Here is a 25,258-nt window from a genome sequence, read left to right as displayed (position 1 = left end):
TACTACGAAACCACTGTCTTAGAAGTATCCCGTGGCAGTGCTTGAGAGTAATGCAAGCTCGCGACAACGGGATTGAAAGTCGAGGAATAGTCATGATTCGTCAAATCCCCAAGGTTGCCCTGTTAATAGGTGCCCTCGCTATCGCTACCCAGGCGTCAGCCCATGGTGGTGGTGGTTGGGGTCCGGGTCTTGCGGTAGGCGCAGTTGTTGGTGCTGTAGTGGGTAGCGTCGTCGCCTCTCAACCGCGGACTGTCTATGTCCAACCACAACCGGTTTATGCGCCGCAGCCGGTTTATTACGAAGCTCCACCGCCTCGGGTCTACTACCAACCGGTCGTTATAGAGCGTGGCCCTGGTTATTATCGCCCTGAATATTACAGTCCACCCCGCGGGTATTATGGTCATCCGCATGGTTATTACGGCCGTGGCTACGACCGCGACTAACGGCTCTGTTTCTGACCCCGCCCCTCAAAGGGCGGGGCTTTTTTTGCGTCCAAATTTACTTGATGGAGGTCGTTGCCAAGACAGCGCGTAGACAGGAGTCAGTCATTATTCTAATCGTGCAGTGAATTCTGAACCGGTCAAAAAAGTCACACATTACGGTTCAAGTCAGTGGTTCATTAAGACCAATGATCTTTCACCTTCAATAACAATAAGGACTTCCCATATGCCTACCCAGCACCCCTACCGCGCGGCGGGTTTGTGCACATCGAACAAAGTGTATTGCGCACTCACCGAACTTAAGAGCCTCGAAGGTCACCGCAACGCAAAATTCTTGTCATTGCTTGCACAAAATCTGGTGGAAAAAGGGATCATCAGCGAACACGAAGTCATGAACATGCTCGATCAAGTGGTCGATTGATCGACCTTGCGACGTCTGTTGGTTTAAATGAAAGATGTCTTTACCGTCAATGTTGACTATCAAGAGCGGTGATTATCGCTCCCAGCGATGGCGCCGTAGAGTAGCCCCATAGATTGATGGAGGCACTTATGAACCAGGTCCAAATTATGTCAGTCATTGGCAGCGCAGTACCCGCCTCGCTGAGAGAGCTTGGTTTGCTAGTCTGCTGGTACTTGGTGCAGAACGGTGAGCCCATCTACGGTCCTTTTAAATCACTGACAGCAGCGCAAGCGTTGTCAGCCAAGTTTGAAGCACACCGACTGAGCGCCTGAGAGGTTTGTCGTTCCAAACCGGTTTTCAACGATTACGTTGCCCCCTGTATCGTGCGTTGCTCCGCACATCCCTTACCCGCATCCCTGATGCGGGTTTTTTTTGCGTAAAAAAGCACCCTTATCAGAGCCGCTCCGCCATCGTTGCGTTAACTTGAGTCTTATGCACCAACTTCTGCAAACGCTTGTCCAGGTTCATCAACACCCCACGATCCGCCCGACCACTTTCAAGCTCATCAACCAATTCGTTGACCACTTGCCGCAGTTCGTGAGCAATCACCACGCGGTCATCGTTTAAATCTTGCTTGTGAGACTCAAACAAGCGATGCAAGTAGTCCTGAAGGGTGTGTTGCAGCCGATGCCGATCCGTTGCCCGCAAGTGAACCAAATTGACGTTGATCTTTATTAATAACTCGGTTAATTCGGCGCACAGGTATTGCATCCGACGTGAAAAGCCTATTTCGCGCTCACGCATTTGTATGTGCTCCGTGCCCGCGTGCTGCTTTTTCTGAATCGCCGGGACAGTGATGGCCATCATTAAACCAACAATGAGGCCAATGGCCTGAATCCAGCCAGCCCAGTCAGTGGTTTTTTGAAAAGCGCCAATCCCGAGCAAAAGTACCGCAACCACCGCCGCGACTGTCACCAGTACTACGTAATCCTTGCTGATAAGCCCCTTGGGCATAGCCTGACTCCTGAATCGTTGAGATCACGTTGGTACCAATGGCGAAGGATGCTAATCGCTGCGCTCTTCAGACACCACGGATATTGCTAATCCGTTCGGCAATTGTAGATTTTTCGTCTATAAAAGCGCATAGCTGCTTTTAAGTACTGTTGAACTCACAACACATATCGACAGCGCAAGGAGCTGCTCATAAACTGCAACGGATTTTATTGAAAACCCCGTGCTAAACGGCATATCCATTATTAGTGAGCCTTGCTCGTGAAAATTCGTCATTCTATTCTGAGCCTATTATTTGTATGTACAGGCGCCGCACTCTGCCACAGTGCTTCAGCAAACGAACCCGCTCCATTTGAACGCGATCCATCACAACTTCATCTGGCTTCCGGAAGCGCCATGGTGGTCGACTTGAAAACCAACAAAGTGCTGTTTGCCAACAATCCTGATGTGGTCGTACCTATCGCTTCAGTCACCAAATTGATGACGGCAATGGTAGTGCTTGATGCCAAGCTGCCCATGAATGAAATGATTCCGGTGTCCATTGTCGATACCAAGGAAATGAAAGGTGTGTTTTCTCGCGTCAAACTTGGCAGCGAGCTTGACCGCAAAAACATGCTGTTAATCGCGTTGATGTCATCGGAAAATCGTGCCGCAGCGAGCTTGGCCCACAGCTATCCAGGTGGCTACAACGCCTTTATCATCGCGATGAACGCCAAAGCCAAATCCTTGGGCATGAAGCACACGGTCTATGTAGAGCCTACCGGGTTATCGGTCTATAACGTTTCCACTGCGCGCGACCTCAGCAAGTTAGCACTCGCCGCGCGTCAATATCCGATGTTGAGTGAACTGAGCACTACTCCCGATAAAACCGTCACGTTCCACAAACCGACTTACAGCCTGGTGTTCAACAACACCGATCATCTGATTAAAAAATCCAATTGGGACATTAAACTCACCAAAACCGGGTTCACCAATCAAGCCGGCCACTGCTTAGTGTTGCTGACAACCATGGCCAATCGTCAGGTATCCGTCGTGATTTTGGACGCCTTCGGCAAATACACTCATTTCGCCGACGCGGGCCGTATGCGCAGGTGGATGGAAACGGGCAAAAGCGGTCCGGCCCCTCAGGTTGCGGTACTGTACAAAGACGAAAAAAACCTCAGCATGCAACAGATCGGAATTCAGGCCAAAGAATAGTTGTCTTACCACCTGACTAGCGCTGCCTCTGAAGGTGGGGCGCTACGTACTGCGCACCCGTCTGGCCTTCAGGGCGGTCCTGCATACAGACGTCGGGCATCTATCTTTGAACAGTGGTTACACGGATCAAGCAAAGGATGAACTTTCAAACGGTTTGATTTGTCATCCAACAGCGTCGGAAAATCTACGCTTGGTGGGACTTGGATCGGGCAAAAACTTACACGGTGAGCTACTACTCAGTTACCCACTCTTCGAGGGGTGATGTACTTTTTGTTAATGAATGGAGTTGAAAAACCATGCTCTTCAAATGGTTCCTGGCAACATTGCATCTCTTGGCATATGGGGTTGCACTCGGGGCAGTACTGAGTCGCGGGCGTTCTCTACGGCGCTTGAGCAGGACCAACCCGTCTAAGCTTCGGGACGTATTTGTGGCGGATAATTTCTGGGGTATCGCTGCTGCAACGCTCCTTGTGACGGGAGCTTTACGTGCTTTCGGGGGATTTGAAAAAGGCACGTTCTACTATCTTCACCAACCGTTATTTCATCTGAAAATGGCTGCCTTTGTGGCGATAATCTTGCTGGAAATCGCACCGATGGTGGCGCTGATCAAATGGCGTAACGCGTTTAAAGTGGGCGCGCACATCGATACCCACCGAGCGATGCTCTACTCGAGGATCAGCCACATCCAAGTGGGGCTGATCATTGTTATCCTCGTCGCCGCGTCCGGCATGGCACGTGGGATTTTTATCAGTTAGCCATTGCGGGAGAAAGAGAAGAAAATAGCGACCTTCTCTTCGAGCAGTCCCCTCATGAAAATTTGCGGCATTGAAATCAAAGGCAGCGAAGCGATTTTCGCTGTCGCTATATTGCGCGACAACACCCTCGAACACCTGCCTCTGTCTACCAAAAAAATTGCCCTTGAGGACGATGAAGAGTCATCGAACGTGAAAGCATTTGCAGGGCTGGTCAAAGCGTTCATTCGTGACAATGGCATTGAGCACCTGGCAATCAAGAAGCGCAGCAAAAAAGGCGAATTCGCGGGTGGTCCCACCACGTTCAAAATCGAAGGCATTTTGCAGTTGCTAGATCAGTGCACCGTGACCTTGGTATCACCGCAGACGGTCAGTTCGCAGCATAAGAAACACGACTTCAAGCTCGCTGCGTCGTTGAACAAATACCAGCATGAATCCTACAAAACCGCTTGTTCGGCTTTAATGAAAGCGCCCTGAACGGAAGCCTCCCGTCGTGTTGTGATCTGCCCGAGAAGGCGCCGAACTTTTGACTCCCAGTGACTGCTAAGGCCGCAGGCAAGCAGGTCCTGGAACGCGACGCATCAGACGATCGGTATCTATCCCTCCCCTTGCGCCCCTTGAGGGATATGTCGCGACCTTGTACTGTATATAAAACCAGTATAAGAGCCCATCATGCATCTCATCGAAAAGTTGAGCATCCTTGCTGACGCTGCCAAGTACGATGCTTCTTGTGCCAGCAGCGGCGCGCCCAAGCGCAGTTCGCAGGGCAAGTCCGGGCTCGGAGCCACCAATGGCATGGGCATCTGCCACAGCTATACGCCAGATGGCCGTTGTGTCTCGCTGCTGAAAATCCTGCTAACCAATTTCTGCTTGTACGACTGTCAATACTGCGTCAACCGCCGTTCCAGTGATGTACCCCGTGCTCGTTTCACCCCCGAGGAAGTGGTGACGTTGACCCTGGACTTTTACCGACGCAACTGCGTGAGCGGTTTATTCTTGAGTTCCGGAATAATTCGCTCAGCGGACTACACCATGGAACAGTTGATTCGGGTCGCCAAGTTGCTGCGCGAAGAGCACGAGTTTCGTGGATACATTCACCTGAAGACTATCCCCGACGCCGATCCATTATTGATCGAAGAAGCCGGGCGGTATGCGGATCGGTTAAGCGTCAACATTGAATTACCCACCGATCTGGGCCTTAAGGCCTTGGCACCGGAAAAAGACGTTGAGTCGATTAAGCGCGCCATGCAGACGATCTATACCGGCGAACAAACGGTGCGCAATGAACCGCGCGCACCACGTTTCGCTCCTGCCGGGCAAAGCACGCAGATGATTGTCGGAGCCGATGACACGGACGACAGAACAATCCTGCACAGTGCTGAGTCGCTTTACGGCAACTTCCGCCTGCGTCGCGTTTATTACTCAGCATTCAGTCCAATACCCAACAGCCCTAAGAGCGTGCCGTTGGCCGCCCCACCGCTGATGCGCGAACACCGTTTGTATCAGGCTGACTTTTTGCTACGTGCTTACGGTTTCACCGCCGGCGAACTTTTTCAAGGGCCCGGCGATCTAGCGTTGGACATCGACCCAAAGTTGGCATGGGCGTTGGCTAACCGTGAGGTCTTTCCACTGGACTTGAACCGGGCTGAGCCCGCGATGATCGCGCGCATCCCAGGCATCGGGATTCGCACCACCAAACGCCTGGTAGAGCTTCGTCGCCAGCGTCGCATTCGTTACGAAGACCTCGCCCGCCTGCGCTGTGTGCTGGCCAAAGCCAAGCCCTTTTTTATCACCTGCGATTACCATCCCCGCCAGGCCGATAGCAGCAGCCAGTCGTTGCGTCAGCAATTGCAGGATCGGCCACAACCTCAACAAATGGGCTTGTGGGGATGATCAGCCTCGATTGCGACGATGTGTTCAGCACATGGCGACGGCAAGCCCGCTGGTTGCTCAGCCATCAAATCGATCCCGCCCGCGTCAGTTGGGCGCTGCACAGCGCAGCCGATCTTTTTGCCACCGATGAACCGATTCCTGAGCATCAAGGCCCCTTTCTGGCGCGTATCCCCTTGGCGTTGATCGGGCTCTTGGAAAACGCCGCGCGCTACCGTGGCGAGCAGCGCTGGAGCTTGCTGTATGAAGTTTTATGGCGGGTCAGTCACGGGGATCGAACGGCAATGTTAGCGGGCGATAAATTGGGCAGCGAATTACATCGTCGGATTAAAACAGTTGAGCGAGAAGCGCACCACCTGCATGCATTTTTGCGTTTTGTCGCCGTGCCGTATCAGGTTGATAGGGACGACAATCCCGTAAGTCCGTTATCCATTGAACCCTTTGAACTACCTGAGTACGTTGCTTGGCACGAACCGGCACATGACATCTTGCACAGCGCCAGTACGCATTTTGTCGGTCGAATGGGACAACAGCGCTGGATGATTGCAACGCCACAGGACGGAGTTTATTTCGATGGCCAGCAGTTGATTCGCCACCGATGCTGCCCGCTTGGGTGGCAGCATTTGGCGCAAAACATCGACGATCCCAGCGGCGACTTATGGCTGACGTATTACAGCCATATCTTCAACCCGGCGCGCTTGAATCCTAAAGTCTTGCAGGGGCATCTGCCTGTGCGCTTCTGGAAAAATCTGCCTGAAGGTCACTTAATACCTGCGCTAATCAGCGAGGCTCGTAACGGCAAGCAAAGGGATGGGCAAGCCACTAATATCGCCTCCAAACCCGGGAAAATAATTTCCCTGGCAATCGATAAGTGCATCCCGCGGCAATCCTAGCGACGCATTACAACTTCAAGCGTCGAGCATTTTACGAACTTTATTGAGCAGCTCGCTGAGCTGAAACGGTTTGATGATCATGTCCATCTTCTCGCCAAGAAAACTCTGCCGGTTGACTGCGTTTTCGGCGTAGCCGGTCATGAAGACTACCGGCAATGAGGGGCGCCAGCCACGGGCAATGTTGGCCAACTCTCGCCCGTTCATGTGCGGCAATCCTACGTCGGTCAATAGCAACTCGATCGAACTGTCATTCATGAGCAATGTCAGCGCGCTTTCAATATCACCGACCTGAGTACAACGGTAACCGGTGTCAACCAGTACCTCATTAACAAACATTCGAACTGAGGCAGTATCTTCGACGATAAGAATATGTTCACCGGCGCCTCGCGCGCCTGCGGTCGAGGGCTCCACCGGCATCACGCTTATGTTGATTCCCGCCGGAATCATCAACGTCACCTCAGTGCCACGGCCGGCAATACTGCGAATATTGGCATCGCCGCCCGATTGCCGGGCGAAACCATAAATTGTAGACAGTCCTAGCCCTGTGCCTTCGCCAATCGGTTTGGTCGTGAAAAACGGATCAAACACTTTGTCGATCACACTGTGATCAATACCGACACCATCATCTTTAACCGTCAGCGCTACGTAAGCACCGTCCGCCAACTTCGGATCACCCTGAGCATGTGCGGCAAACGTCGTGATACTGATGTTGCCGCCGTCCGGCAACGCATCCCGGGCATTGATGACCAGGTTCAGCAACGCGCTTTCCAATTGGCTGGCATCGGCTAACGCCACCGCCGACTTCGCTGTCAGCGCCAAGGTCAACGTGATCCGCTTGCCAATGGTGCGTCGAAGCAGATCCTCAAGCGAGCGAACATGCTCGTTAATATCAATTGGACGCGTGTCCAGCGGTTGTTGCCGGGCAAAAGCGAGCAGGCGATGAGTCAGTGCAGCGGCACTCATCGCAGAGGTCAGCGCGGCATCGGCATAGCGCATCACCTTGGCTGGATTAGCTTGCTCAGTTCGACTTATGATCAGTTCCAAGCCGGTGATAATACCCGTGAGCAAATTGTTGAAATCGTGAGCGATACCCCCGGTCAATTTGCCAATGGCATCCATTTTCTGCACTTGCAGCAATTGTGCTTCGGTACGCACACGTTCGGCGACTTCGTAAGCCAATTGCGTGTTGACAGTGTTTAATTGGGCAAGGTGCGACCGCTCGCGCTGGCGATGCTCAGTGACGTCTTCGACAAATACCAGGCTAAGGCCCGGGGCACGATAGGGTGAAATTTGCCATTCTGTCTCCCGCACTTCGCCTTTCACACGCATGCCTAACGTGCCTTTCCAACGCTCACCTGCGGCCAAGCCTTCACAAAGCTCCTGAACAATTGCTATTTGATCGTCGGCAAAGCAGTCAAGAATGCTCGTCTCGGGTGCGTTCTGCTGAATGATCTGGGCGAACGCATGGTTGCATTCGTAGATGTGCAATTGGGCGTCGAGCACCGCAATCGGCGCTGAGACGTTGACAAAAATCTCTCGGAACCGCGCCTCGCTTTCCCGTAGCGCATACTCGGTGTCGCGCACCCGCAGTAAAGTCCGTACCGTCGCTAGCAGCACATCGGGATCAATGGGATGAATCAGATAGGCATCCGCGCCCGCTTCGAGCCCCGTAATGATGTCGCCGGTCTGCACAGATGCGGCCGACACGTGCACCACTGGCAATAGCGCCGTGCGCGGCTCAGAGCGCAGCTGGCGGACGATATCGAATCCACTCATGTCCGGCAGATTGACGTCGAGTATCAATGCATCCGGCGCCTCAGAAGCAATTAGCGCAAGGCCTTCAGTACCGGTCCCAGCCTCAAGCACCACAAAACCATGGCGTTCCATGCGCCGACGCAACGCGTAGCGGGTGGCCGCGTTGTCATCGACGATGAGCAGCTTGATTTCACGTGCCATCGCTTGACTCCAAGGCAACCGCCAATGGGATGATCACAAAGAATGTAGAACCTATGCCCGGCTGGCTTTCCACACCTACATGGCCACCAAGCAGCGCGGCAAACCGCTTGCATAGAGAAAGCCCCAGGCCAGTGCCACGCAAACGCTTTTGCAACGGCGAGTCGAGTTGGGAGAAGTCTTCGAACAGTGCACTGTGAAGTTCAGCAGGAATGCCAATCCCGGTATCGGTGACCGCAAATCGGACCTGCGTCTCGCTTTCCATCCGCGTCGACACCCGCACCTCACCACGCTCAGTGAATTTGAGGGAATTGGAAATGAAGTTACGCAGGATCTGCGCAAGCTTTTTGTCATCGGTATAGAGCCGAGGCATGCCCACCGGCTCCTCAAAAACGAGGTCTACAGAAGTTCTATCTACGATGGGCCGAAACATGCCTCTCAAGGCTGCAAAGAGATCGAGCATGTCGAACCAGGCCGGGGAAATAGTAATGCGCCCGGCCTCAATTTTGGCCAAGTCCAGCAAGTCGTCGACCATGTCACTCAGCTCTCGTGCCGAAGCGCTGACAAACCCGACCTGCTTGTGTTGCTCGGGACTAAGCGGGCCATCAAGCTCGTCTGCCAGCAGGCTGGCAATGCTAAGAATCGAGCCTAACGGGGTTCTGAATTCATGGCTCATGTAAGAGAGGAAACGACTCTTTAGATCCGACGCCTGACGCAAGTCTTGCGCCTGAGTGTCCAGCTCAGCATAAAGGGCGAGCACTCCCTGATTGGTTTCATTCAGTTCGGAACGCAATGCCGTCACTTCAATGCGTAATCGTTGAAGTTCCAGAATCGCTTCATTGTTGTCTATAGGCGTGGTTTCAGACATGAGGGTTCTCCAATGCAACTACCAAAACCGTGATGTCGTCTCGGCCGCGGCAGTAATCGCGGTGTAGCAAAGCCGCAATAATCGCAGGATGACGAAGCATCAAGCCGGGATAATCCCTGAGATTCCAGCGCGACTGCAAGCCATCGCTGTGCATGATCAACAGATGCCCGCTGACATCAGAAAACTCAAACACCTGCGCTTTGCGGTATCGCAGGCCAACGATGCCGGGATGCGATGCCATCCCACGGGATTTTTCCGCACTGACAATACTGGCGCTGATATTACCGATGCCCACAAACCGCAACCTCTGGTCGGCCTGATCGAACTGGGCGACGGCCACGGCGCCACCCCGTGTGCCTTGCATGGCGTGGTGCATATCTTCAAGCGAGAATAATGGGTCAGCCAATGGATTCTGGGCAAAAGAAGACGCACCTGCAAAACCTGCGACTTGAGCGTCCTCACCGTGACCCAGTCCGTCAATAATCAACGCGCTGATGCGTGGCCCTTTAAACGATAACGCCCACACATCCCCACACGCAGAATCGTTATGTAATGAATGCTGACTGACGCCAATACGATAATCTGCAGCCTTGTCCAGACGCCGGAAAAAACGCGCTAACAAGACCGCGCCACGGGAGTCCGAATAAACGTCGAACACATCTGCCTGACGGGAAACAGCGCCAAGGCCAATGCCTTGAGTGCCACCGGTGGAATATCCATCAGCCAGACATGCTTGCAGATCGAAGCCGGGACCGCGATCAATAGCCAGCACCTCTAACCCTTGATGAGGATCTCTGGGTAAGATCCGCAGGTGTAGCTCGCCCCGGCCAGCATGTTTGAGCAGATTGCTAGCCAACTCCGTAACTACCAGGGCAACCCGCCCGGCCTCAGTGGCATCAAAGCCAATCTGCTCAGCGAGTTTCTGTGCGGTACGTCGGGCAAAACCTACCTGGCTGCTGTCTTCCACCAGCAGAACCTCGGTCAAACAACTGCGCAGGTTTAGGTCCATCGGGTAATCGTTACCCGGGTGCCTGCACCCGGCGTAGTGTCCAGCTCGAACTCGTCAACCAAGCGCTTTGCCCCGGTCAACCCCAAGCCCAATCCGTTGCCGGAAGTCCAGCCATCGGTCATAGCCAGCTTGAGGTCGGGGATTCCCGGCCCTTCGTCACGGAATGTTATACGAAGGCCGGTACGCAAGCCGTCCTCCAAAATCTGCCATTCCATGTCCCCACCGCCGCCATGCACCATGGTGTTTCGTGCCAACTCACTCACCGCCGTGACCATTTTGGTCAAGTCGATCAAACGCATTGCGCAATCTTGCGCCAACTTACGCACCAGCTGCCGCGCAAGCACTACGTCCTGTTCGATAACAACCGGCTGAGTGCCGCTGTTGCGTACGATCATTGCGCAAGCACCCGCTCGCGCAGCAACTTCATGCCACGCTCAACGTTAAGCGCTGTGCTGACACCCGGCAGCGTCATGCCCAGTTCGACTAATGTAATAGCCACTGCCGGCTGCATGCCAACCAGAACCGTTTCTGCATCCATGATCCGAGACAATCCGGAAATAGTGCCGATCATTCGGCCGATGAACGAGTCCACCATATCCAGCGCAGAAATATCGATCAGCACGCCACGCGCCGATGTTCGGCTGATTCGTTCGGACAGGTCATCTTGCAGCGTCAGCGCGAGCTGGTCATGCATGTCGACCTGGATGGTGACCAGTAAGAAGTCACCCATTTGAAGGATCGGAATTCGCTCCATCGTTATACCGCCTTGGTAACAGTCACGCCCAGACGTCGCAGCGCCAGTGCCAATGCATCAGCCAGGTTAGCTTTAGTAACCACGCCCTGTAGGTCCAGACCCAAATGGACGATGGTTTGGGCAATTTGCGGACGTACGCCGCTGATGATGCAATCGGCGCCCATCAATCGAATCGCGGTCACGGTTTTCAGCAAATGCTGAGCAACCAAGGTATCAACCGTGGGTACACCGGTGATGTCGATGATGGCGATTTCTGAACCGGTATCAACGATGCGTTGTAGCAGTGACTCCATTACTACCTGTGTGCGCTGGGAATCCAGTGTGCCAATCATCGGAAGGGCGAGCACGCCGTCCCACAATTTCACCACTGGCGTAGAAAGCTCCAGCAGCTCTTCTTGCTGACGCTTGATCACCGCTTCGCGAGACTTCTGAAACGTGCGAATAGTGTGCATGCCTAATGCGTCCAGCAATTCAGATATCTGCCAGAGCTGATCAGCCAACATGGCGGGATCGTCTTTGTACTCACTTTGCAGAACAGCGAATAGCGCACCTTTCAATGAAAAGATGAAACTCGCTGTTTGTTGAGAGTCCTGTCCGAGCAGCGCCCGACTATGAGACAACTTTTCGAGAAACTGACGGGTTTCATCCCAGTCGCCGCCAGCAAGACTCTGCGTGCTGCCTTTCTCCCATACCGCGACAATCAAACGCAAAAACTCCGCCACCTGCTGCTTGAGATCGTCCTCTTTCAAATTGCGTGTAGCGCCGCTCGCTTCAAGCCCGGCGAGCCAGGTAGCAGACAATTGCGATTGGGACTTTTTCATCGCGTCGGTGGTGCGCTGTTGCAATGCCGCCATGTGCTTTAACTCCTGATAGAAAGCGATAGGCCCTTCCAACGACTTCCCATTAACCAACAGGAATCCTGCAAGCCTCTTGGACCGCGTACGCGCCGGGCAATTCAGAAACATAATTACAGCCAATGATGCCCATCATTGTGACAGACGATCAAGGGGCCATGGCGCCCCATGATCAGCCCCCTGTCAAAGAATGGGTTTGCCACCAGTGACGCCAATTCTCGACCCGGAAATGTAACTGGACTCGTTAGAGGCCAGCAACACATACAGAGGCGCCAGCTCTGCCGGTTGGCCAGGACGGCCCAACGGCGTCTGCGATCCGAATGAGGTAATGTCCTCGGAGGTCATGGTCGAGACAATCAGCGGGGTCCAGATTGGGCCGGGGGCCACACTGTTGACTCGAATGCCTTTCTCGCCCAATAGCTCGGCAAGCCCAGCGCTAAAGTTGGCGATGGCGCCTTTGGTGGCAGCATAGGCCAGTAACGTCGGCTTAGGCATGTCGGAATTGACCGAGCTGGTATTTATGATCGAGCTGCCCTCGGCCATGTGTTTGAGCGCGGCCTGAGTGATGCGAAACATGGCGGTGATATTCACATCAAACGTACGCACCCACTCCTCGTCAGGAATTTCCTCCAGGCTTTGGTGGGTCATTTGAAAGGCCGCGTTGTTGACCAAAATATCGATGCGTCCGAAGCGCTCCACCGTCTGATCCACGATGCTCAGGCAATGCGAGCGTTGAGCGAGGTCTCCGGGCATTAGTAAGCACTGCCGACCCGCCTGTTCAATCAGCTGCGCAGTCGCCTTGGCGTCTTCATGTTCATCCAGATAAGAAAGGGCAACGTCAGCGCCTTCGCGGGCAAACGCAATCGCCACCGCTCGGCCAATGCCACTGTCGGCACCGGTAATTAACGCAACTTTGTTGGTCAGTCGTCCTGCACCTATGTAGCTCTCTTCACCACAATCAGGCACTGGATTCATGCGATGTTGATCACCTGGGACATTTTGATGTTGATCGGCAAAAGGTGGGCGTGGGTAAGATTTCATGAATAACTCTCCGATTCAATAAGCGAAAATGGCGCCCACCAAAACGTCGATTTACCGCTAAGACGATTGCGCGAGGCGTGCTTATTTTTCCGACCCGGTGAGTGCTTGCAGGTTCACAGCAAGTGCTTATTGGTGATGTTCGCCAACACACACAGCTCTTGAACACACAGGCGTGTTGAACTTCGGGGGTTACCTAAACCACTGATTCATCACCCGTGGACGTCATGAACCGGTTGGCGTCAGCAAAGCTTGTAGCGCTACCTGAAAAACTAAAGGTACCGCTGTTTTTCACCTCTTCGGCGGCGCGAATAAACGCCCCCATGGCGGCCCGTGCAAGGGAGCTACCAAGGCTTATTCTCTGAACGCCCGCTTGAGCGAGTTCATCGACAGTTAATGCACTACCGCCCAAACTCATCAGCACGTTTACTGGTTTCTCCAATGCAGCGCACACGAGCCGAATCGTTTCCAGATCAGGTAAGCCGGGAGCGAACAAAACATCGGCGCCAGCTTCTTGAAACGCAATTAATCGGCGAAGCGTATCGTCCAGGTCAGGCCGACCACAGATGAAATTTTCAGCACGCGCCACAAATACAAAAGGGAACGGCAGACTTCGTGCGGCCTCAACACCAGCAGCCACGCGCTCTACGGCATGATTGAAATCATAGATACGATGCTTCAAGTTGCCGGTTGCATCTTCGATTGAACCCCCAACAAGCCCTACTTTCGCAGCGGCATGAATGGTGTATGCCACCTCTTCGGGGGAGTCTCCAAACCCATTTTCCAGATCTGCAGTTACCGGCAGGCTCGTTGCTTCGACTATACGCCGGGCATTCTCAAGCACCTCGTCACGCGACAGAGCCCCTTCAGCATCTCTTTTTCCCAAGCTAAAGGCTAAGCCAGCGCTTGTTGTGGCCAACGCCTCGAATCCAAGCGCTGCCAATACCTTAGCGCTACCGGCATCCCAAGGATTGGGAACAATCAACGGCTGCCCTCGGCGATGACAACGTTGAAACGTCAATGCTTTTTCAATAATAGACACGGGCGGTCTCCTCTTCTGCAAGCTGTACCACGGTCGGCTGACCGCATAGCAAACACCCTACTAATGTAGGCAATTTCCTAGTATCTGCGGCATCGCGCTTTTAGGTGTAGGGTCTGCCACCAACCCCCTTGAGAGCGAACTTATTCGTGAAAGCGTCGGTGTATTCAGCCTCCTGTGCGCATGAACACCTGTATTCGCGAACAAATTGACTCCCACCGCAGTGTTTCAAGCAACAAAATATAATTTAAGAATAATAAGTTATGCATTTACTTGGCTATCTGAGCGTCAATTGAGAAATCAATCACGACTTTGCCGAACGCGCCCCGTTTTAAGTGAGCTAACGCTTGCGGCAGTTGGTCGAAGGAATAAGTCCCATCAATTACCGGCTTGAGGCCGTGACTGTCGACCATTCGCACCAAGTCTTCCAACGCACGGCGTGGTCCCACTGCAACAGCGACGATGCAAGCCCTACGGCTCAGAAAAGCCATGACCGAGGTGCGCAACTCTGCGGATTCGAGCAGACCAATAATTGAAACCCGACCCCCGGGAACTACCGCTTGCAACGATCGGCCAAGGTTGTCGCCCCCGGCCATTTCCAGAATGTGATCAGCGCCTCGGCCAGCAGTCAATTCAAGTACAGCGTTCTGCCAATCAGGCCTAGCCATGCGATTAATACCGTGGCTGGCTCCGAGTTTGATTGCCCGAGAGATCTTTTCGTCGCTGCTACTGGTGACAATCACTGTTGCGCCACTGGCCGCTGCCAGCTGTATAGCGAATAACGAAACACCACCGGTGCCTTGGACTAACACCGTCTGCCCAGCGCGCAAATGGCCTAACTCGATGAGCGCCATCCAGGCGGTCAGGGCGGCGATGGGCATTGTACTGGCCTCGGTTGAGGTAAGGCTATTTGGCGCCCGAACGCACCACTCGGCTGGAGTGGCGACGTAGTGCGCGAGCATGCCTTGGATCGGGCCGCCCTGGGTTGGCATCTTGTCCCACGTCTGGGGTGGACCATCGATCCACTGGGTAATATAAGTGGATATGACCCGCTCGCCGACACGAAAGCGAGTCACCCCGTCACCCACCGCAACGACGGTCCCTGACATGTCCGACGCGGGGGTAAACGGGAACACCAGCTCCGCGGTCATGCCGTTTTCGATCACTTCAGTATCGCGATAGTTAAGGGAAACAGCTTCGATTTTTACCACTATTTCCCCGGCTTTAGGCTCCGGTTGTGGTACCGAAACCTGGGCCAGATTATCGAGACCAAATGAGGAAATTTCCCAGCGTTTCATTGAATCAATCATGACGATTACCTCGGTTAGGTTCAGTAGCACCGATGATAAGAGTCGTGAACGTGTAAATTAAGTGGGTGCCACCTCCGCGCTATACGGAGATTGTGTTCCGTAATACATTGCCTCTGTTCCCGTCGGCTAGCTTCCTCTTGAACGCCGTGTCCGCAATCGAGTGAAAATGGATAACCTCAGTACTCTCAACGTTTTCGTTTGTGTTGCTGAAACACGCAGTTTCGTCGCGACCGGACGCGTGCTGGGTGTATCAGCATCCGCTGTCGGCAAAAGCATCGTGCGCCTGGAAGAGCGCTTTGGAGTGCGGCTGTTTAACCGCAGCACCAGAAGCGTCACGTTAACCGAAGACGGCAGACGTTTCCTGGAACGTAGCCGGCGCATTTTGGCCGAAATAGCCGCTGCCGAAGCCGAGTTTTTAAACGCTAATACCGCCCCCAGCGGGCGTTTGAAAATAAGCCTGCCTCTCATCGGCGAACCCTTTTTGCAAGTGCTGGCCAATTTCAAAAAAACCTATCCTGCTGTAGATCTGGATCTGACATTCGATGATCGGCGAGTCGACATAATCGAGGAGGGTTACGACGCAGTGCTGCGCAGTGGTGAGGTTCCCGATTCAGGCCTGACCTCACGTCATCTGGGGGAGTACAAAATGATCCTGGTCGGCTCGCCCGACTATTTTCTGCAACACGGTGCCCCGCAGCACGTCAACGATTTGCTGCAGCATGCCTGCATCCAATTTCGCTTCCCAAACACAGGGAAGCTACAGGTCTGGCCTTTGCGTATAGATCAACAGGAGATTGACCTACAGCTGCCAATCTCAATGGTCTGCAATAACCTCGAAGCCCGACTTAGCTTTGCGGTCCAAGGCATCGGCATCGCCTGTTTGCCTGATTTTGCCATTCGTAAATGGTTGGATTGCGGCAAGTTAGTCCGAATACTTCACGGCTGTTCTGACTCAGGCACATTCAAGATCATGTGGCCCTCGGGCAAGCACCCTGCACTCAAGCTGCGCGTATTCATAGACTTCGTGAAGACGCATCTTTTTCCTGAAGAATCTCGATAATCAAGAATGGCGACTCGTTGTGAACCCAACAGGAAAGTCCCAGGAGTTTCATTTACGATCGTTTATTTGGAGCCTACCGCGTCAGTCAACGCTCTCAGGCAATAGGCAAGGCGCTGACGCGGCTGTTCGAGACCGACGGCAATCTCGCCGTCAATACCATTAAGATCACGCCGACCACCCCGATAAGGGCGTAAACCTCAGAAAACGTCCCGCTGTGGCTCGCCAACAGCCCTGCGCCGTAGTTTCCGAGCATGCCGCCTGTGCCTTGCATAACGTTTGCGATGCCAAAAATAGCGACGGCAGTAGCGGTAGAAGTTGCCAGCTTCGAAACATACGCAGGAATCAGCCCAAAAATTGGGTAGAAAGCGGTAGCAAATAGCACACCCGCAACGAGAGGCCAGTGTCCATGCGGATAGACGACAAAGATCAGCGCCGCTAGCACGACGCAAACATACACCAGCAACATCGCGGTTCGAAGTCCCGCCTTGTCCGAGAGCCAGCCAACAGCCAAGCCAGCGAACATGCCGACCAACCCAATGGTTGCCCAAATTTGCGCCGTGTATTCCACCCCAAAGCCCAACTCGGTACGCAGGTAAGACGAGAGGTAATTTTGAAAGGGAAAAGTGGAAAAGCCGATCAAGAAGTTCATTGACCAAATAGTCAGAACCCATGGCTGCATCAACTCACTTCCTCGGCTGAATAGCTGGACAGAGGAAAGCGCTACAGAGTCCGCCTTTAGACTATCGGTCGATAATTGTTCTCTCCTGAACAAGCCTGCGTCCCTAAATTTTCGATACACCACTAGCGCAATAAACAAACTGATAATACCGACCAATAACCATACAGTCCGCCATTCCCCTCGAGGGGAGTAGATAGGCACAAGCAAACTATTGACGAAAACGCCATAACTGGTGCCACTCGATACAAGCCCCATTGCCATCCCACGGAAGCGATAGTCGACCACCCTCGATATGACATCGACCATCGGCACAAAGACAGTGGCGGCTGTGCCCGCAAGTACCGTCAACAAGGCGCCAATAACCAAAATATTGCTTGAGAGCGGAACCAGCAAAAGGGCTATTGCGCAAATAATGCCGGAGCCCAATATCATCAAGCCACCACCCACTTTAGGTGTCAGCCAGGCAGCCAAAACTGCGCTGATTAAAAACCCGAACTGCCCTGATGCAGTAATCGCCCCCACGTATGAAAAATCGAACCCGAGCGTCGCCTGCATATCAGGTACAAGCTGAGCAAACAGGTAAATTCCGAATCCATAGCTGGCCGCTACGAGACTTGTAAGCAACACCACGATTACAGCGTTGGAGCGCATGGCGGCCATCCGTATGGGAGATAGATTTTTTGTGTAGGCAGCTTCGTTTAGTTAAGCGAAAGGCGACCGACGAGCGCGGCGTTAATCAACTCATCCGCCAACTCCCGGGCTATGAAAAACACGCGGTCATCATTTTCCAGGGCACCTGTTAAAAATGCCCCTTCAAGTAGAAGAAACAGCCGCTGCGCAATCACTTCGGCATTAATGAGCCCGGCGCTTTCAGCGAGCATCTTCAAGTGGCTCCTCACACTTTGCTTGTGCCTGGCGACTGCAAGTCGCACGGGATGACTTCGGTCAGGAAACTCGGCTGAGCAATTGACGTATGCGCAGCCGCGTAAGCCGCCCTTTACCAGCCAGTCGCGATAAAGGTCAAACAGACTAAGCAATTTTTCAGCAGGGTGTGCAATGCCCGCTAAAGTGCTACCTACAGCCGTGTTCCAACGCTCATTGCGCTGCTCAAGGAACGCGACAATCAATTCATCCTTGGAAGAGAAATATGCATAAAGGGTCATTTTGGTCACACCCGCATGCGCTGCGATGGCTGCTATACCCGTCGCATTGATGCCGTCTCTTAAAAAGAGCTCAGACGCTGTCGTTAATAACCGTTGACGAGTAGCGCTTGACCCGGACTTAGCTTGCATAAATTCACCTCCGCCGAAACTATACCGACCGGTAAGTATTCAGTGAGAGCAAAACCGCATTCCGCTTATCTGTTTGCGACGCACAAGTGTCAGCTTTGATAGGGGTAGTTGGTAGCACTCGCCGTTCTGAACATTGCGCGAGGCCACCAAACGCTGCTTACCCGATTTTCACGTTCATGGTTATCTTCGCCGTAAACACCTTGATGCCGCCTTCATCGAATATGTCCACCGGTACAACCTTGTCCCCTGCCGTCGACCAATCGATAGCGCTGCCGTCCGCCACCGCGCGAATATCGGTCTTCGCTTTCGCCAGGTATTCGACGGTCATGCCCTTGGGTATCCAACGGGCTCCGTCCGGAATTGATACGTCAGTCATCGTCCCGCCAGCGAGTTCAGCTGCGTTGCACAGCGCAATAGCATGCACCGTGCCCAAATGGTTGGTGATCTCCTTTCGAAAGGGTGCCGTTACTACCGAATGACCAGGCCGAAGCTCGATGATCTCAGGCGTAATAGAGCTGAAATAAGGGGCCATTGTGCAAGCCATGTTGCTAAATGCAGCAGGGCCAACGCTGTTGTAAAGACTAAGGGTTTGACTCATATCGCACCTCGACGTGGGATTGAAAAAAAACAGAATATTATTCTGCAAAAGAACAATATTCTCCAAAGCTGCTGCCTGTCAATCGGCTGCATTCCCCCACGGCGGTGATCTGCCTTACTATCGCAACCTTTGAATTGGCAAACAAAATGGAAACCGTTGAACTGCTTGACCGCTGTTATCCCGGTAGAAGAGCTGAGCTAAAACGCTCGATTCTCAAAACAGCCCTGTCGCTCTTCAATGAACACGGGATAGAAGCCACGACCATCGACAACCTTCGGGCCGCGTGCGAGACGAGCGTCGGTGCGATCTATCATCACTTTGGCAACAAAGAAGGGGTGATCGCCGCGCTGTTTCTGACCGCTATAGAGGACCAGACCCGCCTGCGTGACAGCTTTCTGGCCGAAGCAAAAACCTCCAGAGAGTGGGTATACGCGCTGGTCTACAGCTACGTCGACTGGGTTGAACGCCAGCCAGACTGGGCAAGATTTCAATATCACGCGCGTCATGCGGTGACCAAGGGTCCGTTCAATGAGCAACTTATGCTGGCCAACAAATCGCGCAACTCAAAACTGTCCGATTGGTTAAAAGATCCACTTCACAGCCGTGAACTTAAAGTACTACCCATGGAATTGGTGCCGTCGTTAATTATTGGTCAGGCAGAAAATTATTGCCGGGCATGGCTGTCCGGGCGCGTAAAACATGGTCCCGTGGCCTACCGGGAACAGCTTGCCGAAGCGGCATGGAGTTCGGTCGGGTTAAATGTTTAATCGACCACTCACCCGCGGATAGTTACACGCCTGGCTCAAGTTTTTGCCTACACCCGGCCCGCAAAGCCCTCGTGGCCTATTCGGTTCAGGATCACATTGGCGACGTCTTCCATGTCCGACGACGTCCCGCCTTTGGCTTCCCAGTAGAGGGTCCGAGACAGACACGTAAACTACTCAAATCATTCCACTGTCTTTGAGGTTGCGCATACTGAGCGCGGGAAGTTCTGTACGGCTATGAAATAGGTGTGACCGATATCACTTCAAAATATTTGAACTTCTTCTTTTTAGCTTCATTCTTCGCCTCTTGCTCCGCGACGAAAGTACTCAATGTGTTCGCGTCATAAATAAAAACCTCTTCCTCCCCTTCGAATTCGCTGGTGACGTGTAGCGTGACCCTAAGCTTTGGCGAGAGTGGTTTAGAAACCGCACGGGACTTAGGAAGCGGTTTTGGTCTGGGCGTTGGCTTTACGACAACCTCCGGCTCGGGCACCATCACCGGCTCGGGTTCGGCAGGGCTCGAAGGGCCGAATAGCGCTTCGCGCATCTCTTCCTCACTCAGTTCTGTACTCATGGACTTCTCGTTACTCAGATAAGAGCCGGGATCTTCAACACGTCGAAGAGATTTTACAAGCCCTGATGGCCTGAAAATGTAAGGAGCTACGTGGATCGGGCATCTTACCGAACCACGTTTACTGTCAGGTGTCCCCCGTAGCGCGCAATGGATGAACCTTATTGCTGGATACCCAGTCGATAGTTGCAACTTGCTGGTTTTGCCGGTAACTCCGTAGACGCTACGGTGGTAACTTGCATGCTTCGATTTCTGGAGAACATCGCGGTGATATCTACTTTAAGCATTGCTAGGCTCAAGGCGTGGGGCGCCCACGGTTTTACCGCAACCGGCGTGGTCACTGCCTTTTTAGCGACGATCGCATTATTTGACAGCCAACCGAAAGCTTGCCTGCTGTGGTTGGGGGTCGCGCTGATAGTGGATGGCCTGGACGGTGCGCTCGCGCGAAAGGTCAATGTTCAATCGGTCTTGCCGAATTTCGATGGATCTATTCTAGATCTGGTTATCGACTACCTGACCTATGTCTTCATCCCGGCATTGTTCATCTATCGCTACATTCCGCTGCCTGCCTACACCCTGCTGCTTGCTGTGTCGATGATCCTGATCTCGTCACTGTTCTGCTTCTGCAACGTAAACATGAAGAGTAAGGACAATTATTTCCAAGGCTTCCCCGCCGCATGGAATGTCGTTGCTCTATGTATTTACATCATCTCCCCACCGCCTTGGTTAACCCTGATCACGGTTATCGGACTTTCACTGTTGACTGTGACCCGGATTAAATTTCTGCACCCGTTCCGCGTCCGCCAGTTCATGCCGATCAACATTGCCGTCACGGCCGTCTGGCTACTGTGCAGCCTGTCGCTGGTGGTAAACCATCCCGCCATTAGCCCAATGGTGATGGGCCTCTGGCTGTTAATGTCGGCCTATTTCCTGGGCATCTGCGCGTGGCGCACACTGGCGGAACGGCTGGATCGATCGCGGGCTTGAAAACGGGGTTTTTCTCTCGCTGAAATCAGCGGATCATTCAGACGCAGGCGCCCGGAACGGCCTTGGCTGATCGAACAAAACAGCTATCCCACTGCTTATACTGCCTTGGCTCTGGCAGCGCTTGGGTGATATCGCGCATGATGGCCGCAGTCAGTCCAAGGGAGAGTTTCATGCGCGCTGTACCGTCCGTTATGCATCTTGTTGTGTTGTCGCTAGGCATGTTGTTCGCTGCCACAGCGATGGCGACCGAAGAATCCCAGTTGGTCGATTCCATCAACGCCTACCGCAGTCAATTACAGCGCTGCGCTGATGGCGTTTCCCACGAACTGCCAGCGCTGACGGCTGATCCGCGGTTGATCCTTCCGGCCGCTGGAACGGCGGACCTCAAACAAGCGATGGCAAGTGCGGCGTACCCCATGGTCCACGTACAGGCCATCACGTTGTCCGGGCCGCGCGACGCACAGGCTGCTCTGCAGATGGTGCAAGAGAGTTTCTGCAAAGTGGTGTTGGACCCACAATACGTTGATATCGGTGTCAGTCGAGAAGGACGTGATTGGCGCATTGTGCTGGCACGTCCACTGCTGACTGCCCGCCTTGGCACATCGCAAGCGGAAGGCCGGAAATTACTCATCCTGCTCAATGCTGCCCGCGCCCAGCCGCGTCATTGCGGTGCCCAATCATTTGCCGCCACGGCGCCGTTGACCTGGAACGCAGTGCTGGCGACAGCGTCAGATACCCATTCCCGAGACATGGCAAACGGCAATTATTTCGATCACAAAGACCGCGATGACCACACGCCGGGTGACCGAGCCGAGCTGGCGGGTTACATGGGCAGTGAAATCGGAGAAAACATCGCAGCTGGGCAAGACACCGGACGCAAAGTGGTGGATGGCTGGCTTTCCAGTCCGGGCCACTGCGCTAACGTGATGAACCCACAGTTTCGCGAGTTGGGCGCAGCGTATGCGGTTGATCCGAAGAGCGATGCGGGGATTTACTGGACGGCGATGCTTGGGGTGCAGTAAATACGGGGACCATGCCGCGTCCTTCCTTTTCTGCCGTACGCCATCATCATTCCCATTGATGAACACCATGGACACAGACACTTTCTGGTTTGACGCCTCACCAGTAACAATGGCGCCATTCAAACCTGACTGGGGCTATGATCATGATCTTCCACGCCATCAATGTCGTGCTTCTCAGCGCCATGACGCTTTACGTCGTTAACTCCGTCTACTCGATGATTGACCTGGTTCGCGCGGCGACGGTTGATACTGATTTCGGAGTGTGAATTACCTCTAAAACTACAACGCCTCCACACGGGAGGCGTTGCAGGTTTTCAGAGACAACAGTTCAACGCAGGTTTCACGCTAAATCGAAGCGGTCCAGGTTCATCACTTTGGTCCAGGCGGCTACGAAGTCCTTAACAAACTTCTCTTGTGCGTCCGCGCTGGCATAGACCTCAGCCAAGGCCCGCAGTTGGGCATGTGAACCGAAAACCAGATCGACACGGGTGCCGGTCCACCTGACTGCGCCGGTTTTGCGGTCACGTCCTTCGAACGTATCCTTGGCATCCGAGACAGCGTTCCACGCAACGCCCATGTCGAGCAAGTTGACGAAGAAGTCGTTGGTCAATGCTTCCGGCCGCTGAGTGAAGACACCGTGCCGAGTCTGTCCGACGTTGGTGTTCAAGACACGCATGCCGCCAACGAGCACCGTCATTTCGGGTGCGGTCAGGGTCAGCAGTTGTGCCTTATCAACCAACAATGCTTCAGCCGAGACGCTGTATTTACCCTTGGTATAGTTACGGAAACCATCAGCGATAGGCTCAAGATAAGCGCAAGACTCCACGTCCGTCTGCTCCTGCGAGGCGTCCATGCGACCTGGCGCAAAAGGCACTGTCAGCGTGTGACCGGCATTCTTCGCGGCTTGTTCGACCCCAACACCACCGGCCAACACAATCAGGTCAGCCAGCGAGATCTTCTTACCCCCAGACTGCGCGCTGTTGAACTCGCCCTGGATACTTTCAAGGGTGTTCAGCACGCTGCTTAATTGCTCCGGTTGGTTGGCCTGCCAATACTTCTGCGGGACGAGACGCAAACGCCCCCCATTGGCACCACCACGCTTGTCAGAACCGCGAAAGGTCGACGCAGCTGCCCATGCAGTCGACACCAGTTGCGAGACAGAAAGGCCTGAAGCCAGAATCTTGCCTTTGAGCGATGCGATCTCGGCTTCAGCCACCAACGCATGATCAACTGCCGGGATAGGGTCTTGCCAAAGCAACGCTTCAGCCGGCATTTCCGGGCCAAGGTATCGTGCGAGCGGACCCATGTCGCGGTGTGTCAGCTTGAACCACGCGCGGGCAAAGGCATCAGTCAACTGCTCTGGATTCTCAAGGAAGCGCCGTGAAATTTTCTCGTAGACCGGGTCGAATCGCAGGGCCAAATCAGAGGTCAGCATGGATGGAGCATGACGCTTGGATGGATCGTGGGCATCTGGAACGGTACCGGCGCCCCCGCCGTTTTTCGGCGTCCATTGATGCGCACCAGCAGGGCTCTTGGTCAATTCCCATTCAAAGCCGAACAGGTTCTCAAGGTACTGATTGCTCCACTTGGTGGGCGTTGACGTCCAAGTCACTTCCAGGCCACTGGTAATCGTGTCAACGCCTTTGCCGGTGCCGAAGCTGTTCTTCCAGCCAAAGCCCTGCGCTTCAATGTCAGCAGCTTCAGGCTCGGCGCCGACGTTGGTTGCAGGCCCTGCACCGTGGGTTTTGCCAAAGGCGTGGCCGCCTGCGATTAGCGCCACCGTCTCTTCGTCATTCATTGCCATGCGACCGAAGGTCTCGCGGATATCCTTCGCTGAAGCGACCGGGTCAGGGTTACCTTCCGGACCTTCCGGGTTCACGTAAATCAACCCCATCTGCACCGCTGCGAGCGGATTTTCAAGGTTACGTCCTTGGCTGTCGGTACGGCTCTCCTCAATGCCATGCTTCTCCGGTTCGGCAACCAGTACCCCTTCACCTGGCTCTTGCATCTGCGTGGTATTGCCATAACGACTGTCGCCGCCCAACCATGTGGTTTCCGAGCCCCAGTAGACATCTTCCTCTGGCTCCCAGACGTCATCACGGCCACCGGAATAACCAAAGGTTTTGAAGTCCATCGACTCCAATGCCACGTTCCCCGTAAGGATGATCAGGTCAGCCCAGGAAATTTTGCGGCCATATTTCTGTTTGATCGGCCAAATCAGCCGACGCGCTTTGTCGAGACTGACGTTATCTGGCCAGCTGTTGAGTGGAGCGAAGCGCTGCTGGCCGGCACCGGCGCCGCCGCGGCCGTCAGCGGTGCGGTAAGTACCGGCGCTGTGCCAAGCCATACGAATAAATAAAGGTCCGTAGTGACCAAAGTCAGCAGGCCACCAGTCTTGAGAGTCAGTCATCAAGACTCTCAAGTCATTCTTCACGGCCGCTAGGTCGAGGCTCTTGAATTCTTCGGCGTAGTTGAAGCCCTCTCCCATGGGGTCAGACAAGGGCGAGTGTTGGTGCAGGATCTTTAAATTGAGTTGATTAGGCCACCAGTCCCTGTTCGTGGTGCCACCACCGGCGGCTTGATTAAATGGGCATTTCGATTCAGTGGACATGTCTGATTTACCTTTGTCGTTTTCATAGGCTTACGAAGCGTTGAGCATCTTCCTATGAGGTTTCAGCGGTCTAGCTTACGCCGACGCTAGGCCTAGACTAGTCGCCTTCTGGGATAGTTCTAATAGAAAAAGCAAAGTCTCTCGATAGGGATTCTCTGTTACGGACTGCCATGCGCCACCGATACTGACTGAATCAGCGCCTTTGCGAATAAATTTGCTCCCTCCAACCATTGGACCAACTATTTTTCAGACATGCCCTGTAAAAC

Annotated in this window: 29 protein-coding genes and 1 pseudogene; 13 read left to right on the top strand and 17 right to left on the bottom strand. The window is 53.8% G+C overall.

All coding sequences use genetic code 11. The annotated features are described in order from the left end of the window. Window positions 1-92: 92 nt before the first annotated feature. The 3 genes from QN378_RS04600 to QN378_RS04590 all read left to right on the top strand — a co-directional run bounded on the left by QN378_RS04600 (window position 93) and on the right by QN378_RS04590 (window position 1,172). Window positions 93-443, top strand: coding sequence for a hypothetical protein (locus tag QN378_RS04600; RefSeq protein WP_322202635.1), 351 nt, complete (start codon window positions 93-95; stop codon window positions 441-443). A 223-nt stretch (window positions 444-666) separates the two neighbouring features. After that, window positions 667-861 carry a hypothetical protein gene (locus QN378_RS04595; RefSeq protein ID WP_322202633.1) on the top strand — a complete coding sequence of 65 codons (195 nt, stop codon included), beginning with the start codon at window positions 667-669 and terminating at the stop codon, window positions 859-861. Between the two features lie 128 nt (window positions 862-989). Next, a complete protein-coding gene (locus tag QN378_RS04590; protein WP_322202631.1) occupies window positions 990-1,172 on the top strand; it encodes a hypothetical protein in 183 nt (60 codons plus the stop codon). Between the two features lie 121 nt (window positions 1,173-1,293). Here QN378_RS04590 and QN378_RS04585 read toward each other — a convergent pair whose 3' ends face one another. Next, window positions 1,294-1,854, bottom strand: coding sequence for a hypothetical protein (locus QN378_RS04585; RefSeq protein WP_322202629.1), 561 nt, complete (start codon window positions 1,852-1,854; stop codon window positions 1,294-1,296). Between the two features lie 258 nt (window positions 1,855-2,112). Here QN378_RS04585 and pbpG point away from each other — a divergent pair, with 258 nt between their 5' ends. From pbpG to QN378_RS04560, 5 genes are all read left to right on the top strand, one after another. Next, window positions 2,113-3,048, top strand: a complete 936-nt coding sequence (gene pbpG, locus QN378_RS04580) for a D-alanyl-D-alanine endopeptidase (RefSeq protein WP_407074065.1) — start codon at window positions 2,113-2,115, stop codon at window positions 3,046-3,048. A 296-nt stretch (window positions 3,049-3,344) separates the two neighbouring features. Beyond that, window positions 3,345-3,803 carry a DUF2214 family protein gene (locus tag QN378_RS04575; RefSeq protein ID WP_322202625.1) on the top strand — a complete coding sequence of 153 codons (459 nt, stop codon included), beginning with the start codon at window positions 3,345-3,347 and terminating at the stop codon, window positions 3,801-3,803. A gap of 54 nt (window positions 3,804-3,857) precedes the next feature. Then, the gene (locus QN378_RS04570) at window positions 3,858-4,277 is read left to right on the top strand and encodes a DUF3010 family protein (protein ID WP_322202623.1); all 420 of its coding nucleotides are present in this window, start codon (window positions 3,858-3,860) and stop codon (window positions 4,275-4,277) included. A 195-nt stretch (window positions 4,278-4,472) separates the two neighbouring features. Continuing rightward, window positions 4,473-5,693 carry a putative DNA modification/repair radical SAM protein gene (locus tag QN378_RS04565; RefSeq protein ID WP_323549402.1) on the top strand — a complete coding sequence of 407 codons (1,221 nt, stop codon included), beginning with the start codon at window positions 4,473-4,475 and terminating at the stop codon, window positions 5,691-5,693. After that, window positions 5,690-6,583: a TIGR03915 family putative DNA repair protein gene (locus QN378_RS04560; RefSeq protein WP_323549403.1), complete on the top strand. Its 894-nt coding sequence runs from the start codon at window positions 5,690-5,692 to the stop codon at window positions 6,581-6,583. The genes QN378_RS04565 and QN378_RS04560 overlap by 4 nt, the downstream gene beginning before the upstream one ends. A gap of 15 nt (window positions 6,584-6,598) precedes the next feature. Here the strand turns inward: QN378_RS04560 and QN378_RS04555 are convergent, their stop codons facing one another. The 9 genes from QN378_RS04555 to QN378_RS04515 form a co-directional block, all read right to left on the bottom strand. Continuing rightward, window positions 6,599-8,539: a response regulator gene (locus QN378_RS04555; RefSeq protein ID WP_322202617.1), complete on the bottom strand. Its 1,941-nt coding sequence runs from the start codon at window positions 8,537-8,539 to the stop codon at window positions 6,599-6,601. Continuing rightward, window positions 8,529-9,404 (bottom strand): sensor histidine kinase, encoded by an 876-nt coding sequence (locus QN378_RS04550; protein WP_322202615.1) that lies wholly within the window; start codon window positions 9,402-9,404, stop codon window positions 8,529-8,531. Before QN378_RS04550 ends, QN378_RS04555 begins: the two co-directional genes overlap by 11 nt. After that, on the bottom strand, window positions 9,397-10,413 hold the full coding sequence (locus QN378_RS04545) for an ATP-binding protein (protein WP_323549404.1): 1,017 nt from the start codon (window positions 10,411-10,413) through the stop codon (window positions 9,397-9,399). Before QN378_RS04545 ends, QN378_RS04550 begins: the two co-directional genes overlap by 8 nt. Beyond that, window positions 10,404-10,808 carry an anti-sigma regulatory factor gene (locus QN378_RS04540; RefSeq protein WP_322202611.1) on the bottom strand — a complete coding sequence of 135 codons (405 nt, stop codon included), beginning with the start codon at window positions 10,806-10,808 and terminating at the stop codon, window positions 10,404-10,406. Before QN378_RS04540 ends, QN378_RS04545 begins: the two co-directional genes overlap by 10 nt. Then, window positions 10,805-11,167: an STAS domain-containing protein gene (locus tag QN378_RS04535; protein WP_323549405.1), complete on the bottom strand. Its 363-nt coding sequence runs from the start codon at window positions 11,165-11,167 to the stop codon at window positions 10,805-10,807. Before QN378_RS04535 ends, QN378_RS04540 begins: the two co-directional genes overlap by 4 nt. A 2-nt stretch (window positions 11,168-11,169) precedes the next feature. Then, complete coding sequence (locus QN378_RS04530; protein WP_322202608.1) at window positions 11,170-12,021, bottom strand: STAS domain-containing protein; 852 nt, start codon at window positions 12,019-12,021, stop codon at window positions 11,170-11,172. A 183-nt stretch (window positions 12,022-12,204) separates the two neighbouring features. Next, on the bottom strand, window positions 12,205-13,062 hold the full coding sequence (locus QN378_RS04525) for an SDR family oxidoreductase (protein ID WP_322202606.1): 858 nt from the start codon (window positions 13,060-13,062) through the stop codon (window positions 12,205-12,207). Window positions 13,063-13,255: 193 nt separating this feature from the next. Continuing rightward, complete coding sequence (locus QN378_RS04520; protein ID WP_322202604.1) at window positions 13,256-14,101, bottom strand: isocitrate lyase/phosphoenolpyruvate mutase family protein; 846 nt, start codon at window positions 14,099-14,101, stop codon at window positions 13,256-13,258. A gap of 266 nt (window positions 14,102-14,367) precedes the next feature. Continuing rightward, window positions 14,368-15,408, bottom strand: a complete 1,041-nt coding sequence (locus QN378_RS04515) for an NAD(P)-dependent alcohol dehydrogenase (protein ID WP_322202602.1) — start codon at window positions 15,406-15,408, stop codon at window positions 14,368-14,370. 166 nt (window positions 15,409-15,574) lie between these two features. Between QN378_RS04515 and QN378_RS04510 the strand changes: the two genes are divergently transcribed. After that, window positions 15,575-16,468, top strand: a complete 894-nt coding sequence (locus QN378_RS04510) for a LysR family transcriptional regulator (protein WP_322202601.1) — start codon at window positions 15,575-15,577, stop codon at window positions 16,466-16,468. 94 nt (window positions 16,469-16,562) lie between these two features. Here QN378_RS04510 and QN378_RS04505 read toward each other — a convergent pair whose 3' ends face one another. The 3 genes from QN378_RS04505 to QN378_RS04495 all read right to left on the bottom strand — a co-directional run bounded on the left by QN378_RS04505 (window position 16,563) and on the right by QN378_RS04495 (window position 19,037). After that, window positions 16,563-17,798, bottom strand: a complete 1,236-nt coding sequence (locus QN378_RS04505) for an MFS transporter (RefSeq protein ID WP_322202598.1) — start codon at window positions 17,796-17,798, stop codon at window positions 16,563-16,565. A gap of 47 nt (window positions 17,799-17,845) precedes the next feature. Beyond that, window positions 17,846-18,439 carry a TetR/AcrR family transcriptional regulator gene (locus QN378_RS04500; RefSeq protein WP_322202596.1) on the bottom strand — a complete coding sequence of 198 codons (594 nt, stop codon included), beginning with the start codon at window positions 18,437-18,439 and terminating at the stop codon, window positions 17,846-17,848. 157 nt (window positions 18,440-18,596) lie between these two features. Continuing rightward, complete coding sequence (locus QN378_RS04495; RefSeq protein WP_323552861.1) at window positions 18,597-19,037, bottom strand: hotdog fold domain-containing protein; 441 nt, start codon at window positions 19,035-19,037, stop codon at window positions 18,597-18,599. Between the two features lie 146 nt (window positions 19,038-19,183). Between QN378_RS04495 and QN378_RS04490 the strand changes: the two genes are divergently transcribed. Further along, window positions 19,184-19,804, top strand: a complete 621-nt coding sequence (locus tag QN378_RS04490; RefSeq protein WP_322202592.1) for a TetR/AcrR family transcriptional regulator — start codon at window positions 19,184-19,186, stop codon at window positions 19,802-19,804. 50 nt (window positions 19,805-19,854) lie between these two features. On the opposite strand, the pseudogene QN378_RS04485 reads toward QN378_RS04490, so the two are convergent. Both QN378_RS04485 and QN378_RS04480 read right to left on the bottom strand, forming a co-directional pair. Then, window positions 19,855-19,971 (bottom strand): annotated as a pseudogene (locus QN378_RS04485) (cell wall hydrolase); the annotation flags it as partial. Window positions 19,972-20,036: 65 nt separating this feature from the next. Then, entirely contained in the window at window positions 20,037-20,375 is a 339-nt protein-coding gene (locus tag QN378_RS04480) for a hypothetical protein (RefSeq protein WP_322202591.1), read from the bottom strand. Between the two features lie 264 nt (window positions 20,376-20,639). Between QN378_RS04480 and pcsA the strand changes: the two genes are divergently transcribed. Continuing rightward, entirely contained in the window at window positions 20,640-21,359 is a 720-nt protein-coding gene (gene pcsA / locus QN378_RS04475) for a phosphatidylcholine synthase (RefSeq protein WP_322206844.1), read from the top strand. A 37-nt stretch (window positions 21,360-21,396) separates the two neighbouring features. Here pcsA and QN378_RS04470 read toward each other — a convergent pair whose 3' ends face one another. Continuing rightward, window positions 21,397-21,531 (bottom strand): hypothetical protein, encoded by a 135-nt coding sequence (locus QN378_RS04470; protein WP_322202589.1) that lies wholly within the window; start codon window positions 21,529-21,531, stop codon window positions 21,397-21,399. On the opposite strand from QN378_RS04470, the gene QN378_RS04465 reads away from it, so the two are divergent. After that, window positions 21,530-22,381: a CAP domain-containing protein gene (locus tag QN378_RS04465; RefSeq protein WP_322202587.1), complete on the top strand. Its 852-nt coding sequence runs from the start codon at window positions 21,530-21,532 to the stop codon at window positions 22,379-22,381. The genes QN378_RS04470 and QN378_RS04465 overlap by 2 nt on opposite strands. A 143-nt stretch (window positions 22,382-22,524) precedes the next feature. After that, complete coding sequence (locus QN378_RS04460) at window positions 22,525-22,647, top strand: hypothetical protein (protein WP_322202585.1); 123 nt, start codon at window positions 22,525-22,527, stop codon at window positions 22,645-22,647. 74 nt (window positions 22,648-22,721) lie between these two features. Here QN378_RS04460 and katG read toward each other — a convergent pair whose 3' ends face one another. After that, on the bottom strand, window positions 22,722-24,992 hold the full coding sequence (gene katG / locus QN378_RS04455; RefSeq protein WP_322202583.1) for a catalase/peroxidase HPI: 2,271 nt from the start codon (window positions 24,990-24,992) through the stop codon (window positions 22,722-22,724). Window positions 24,993-25,258: the final 266 nt, after the last annotated feature.

The sequence above is a fragment of the Pseudomonas sp. 10S5 genome, from assembly GCF_035019745.1.
Taxonomy (GTDB): Bacteria; Pseudomonadota; Gammaproteobacteria; order Pseudomonadales; family Pseudomonadaceae; genus Aquipseudomonas.
The sequence above is the reverse complement of the archived record's forward strand: the minus strand, read 5'-3'. Positions and strand labels throughout refer to the sequence as shown.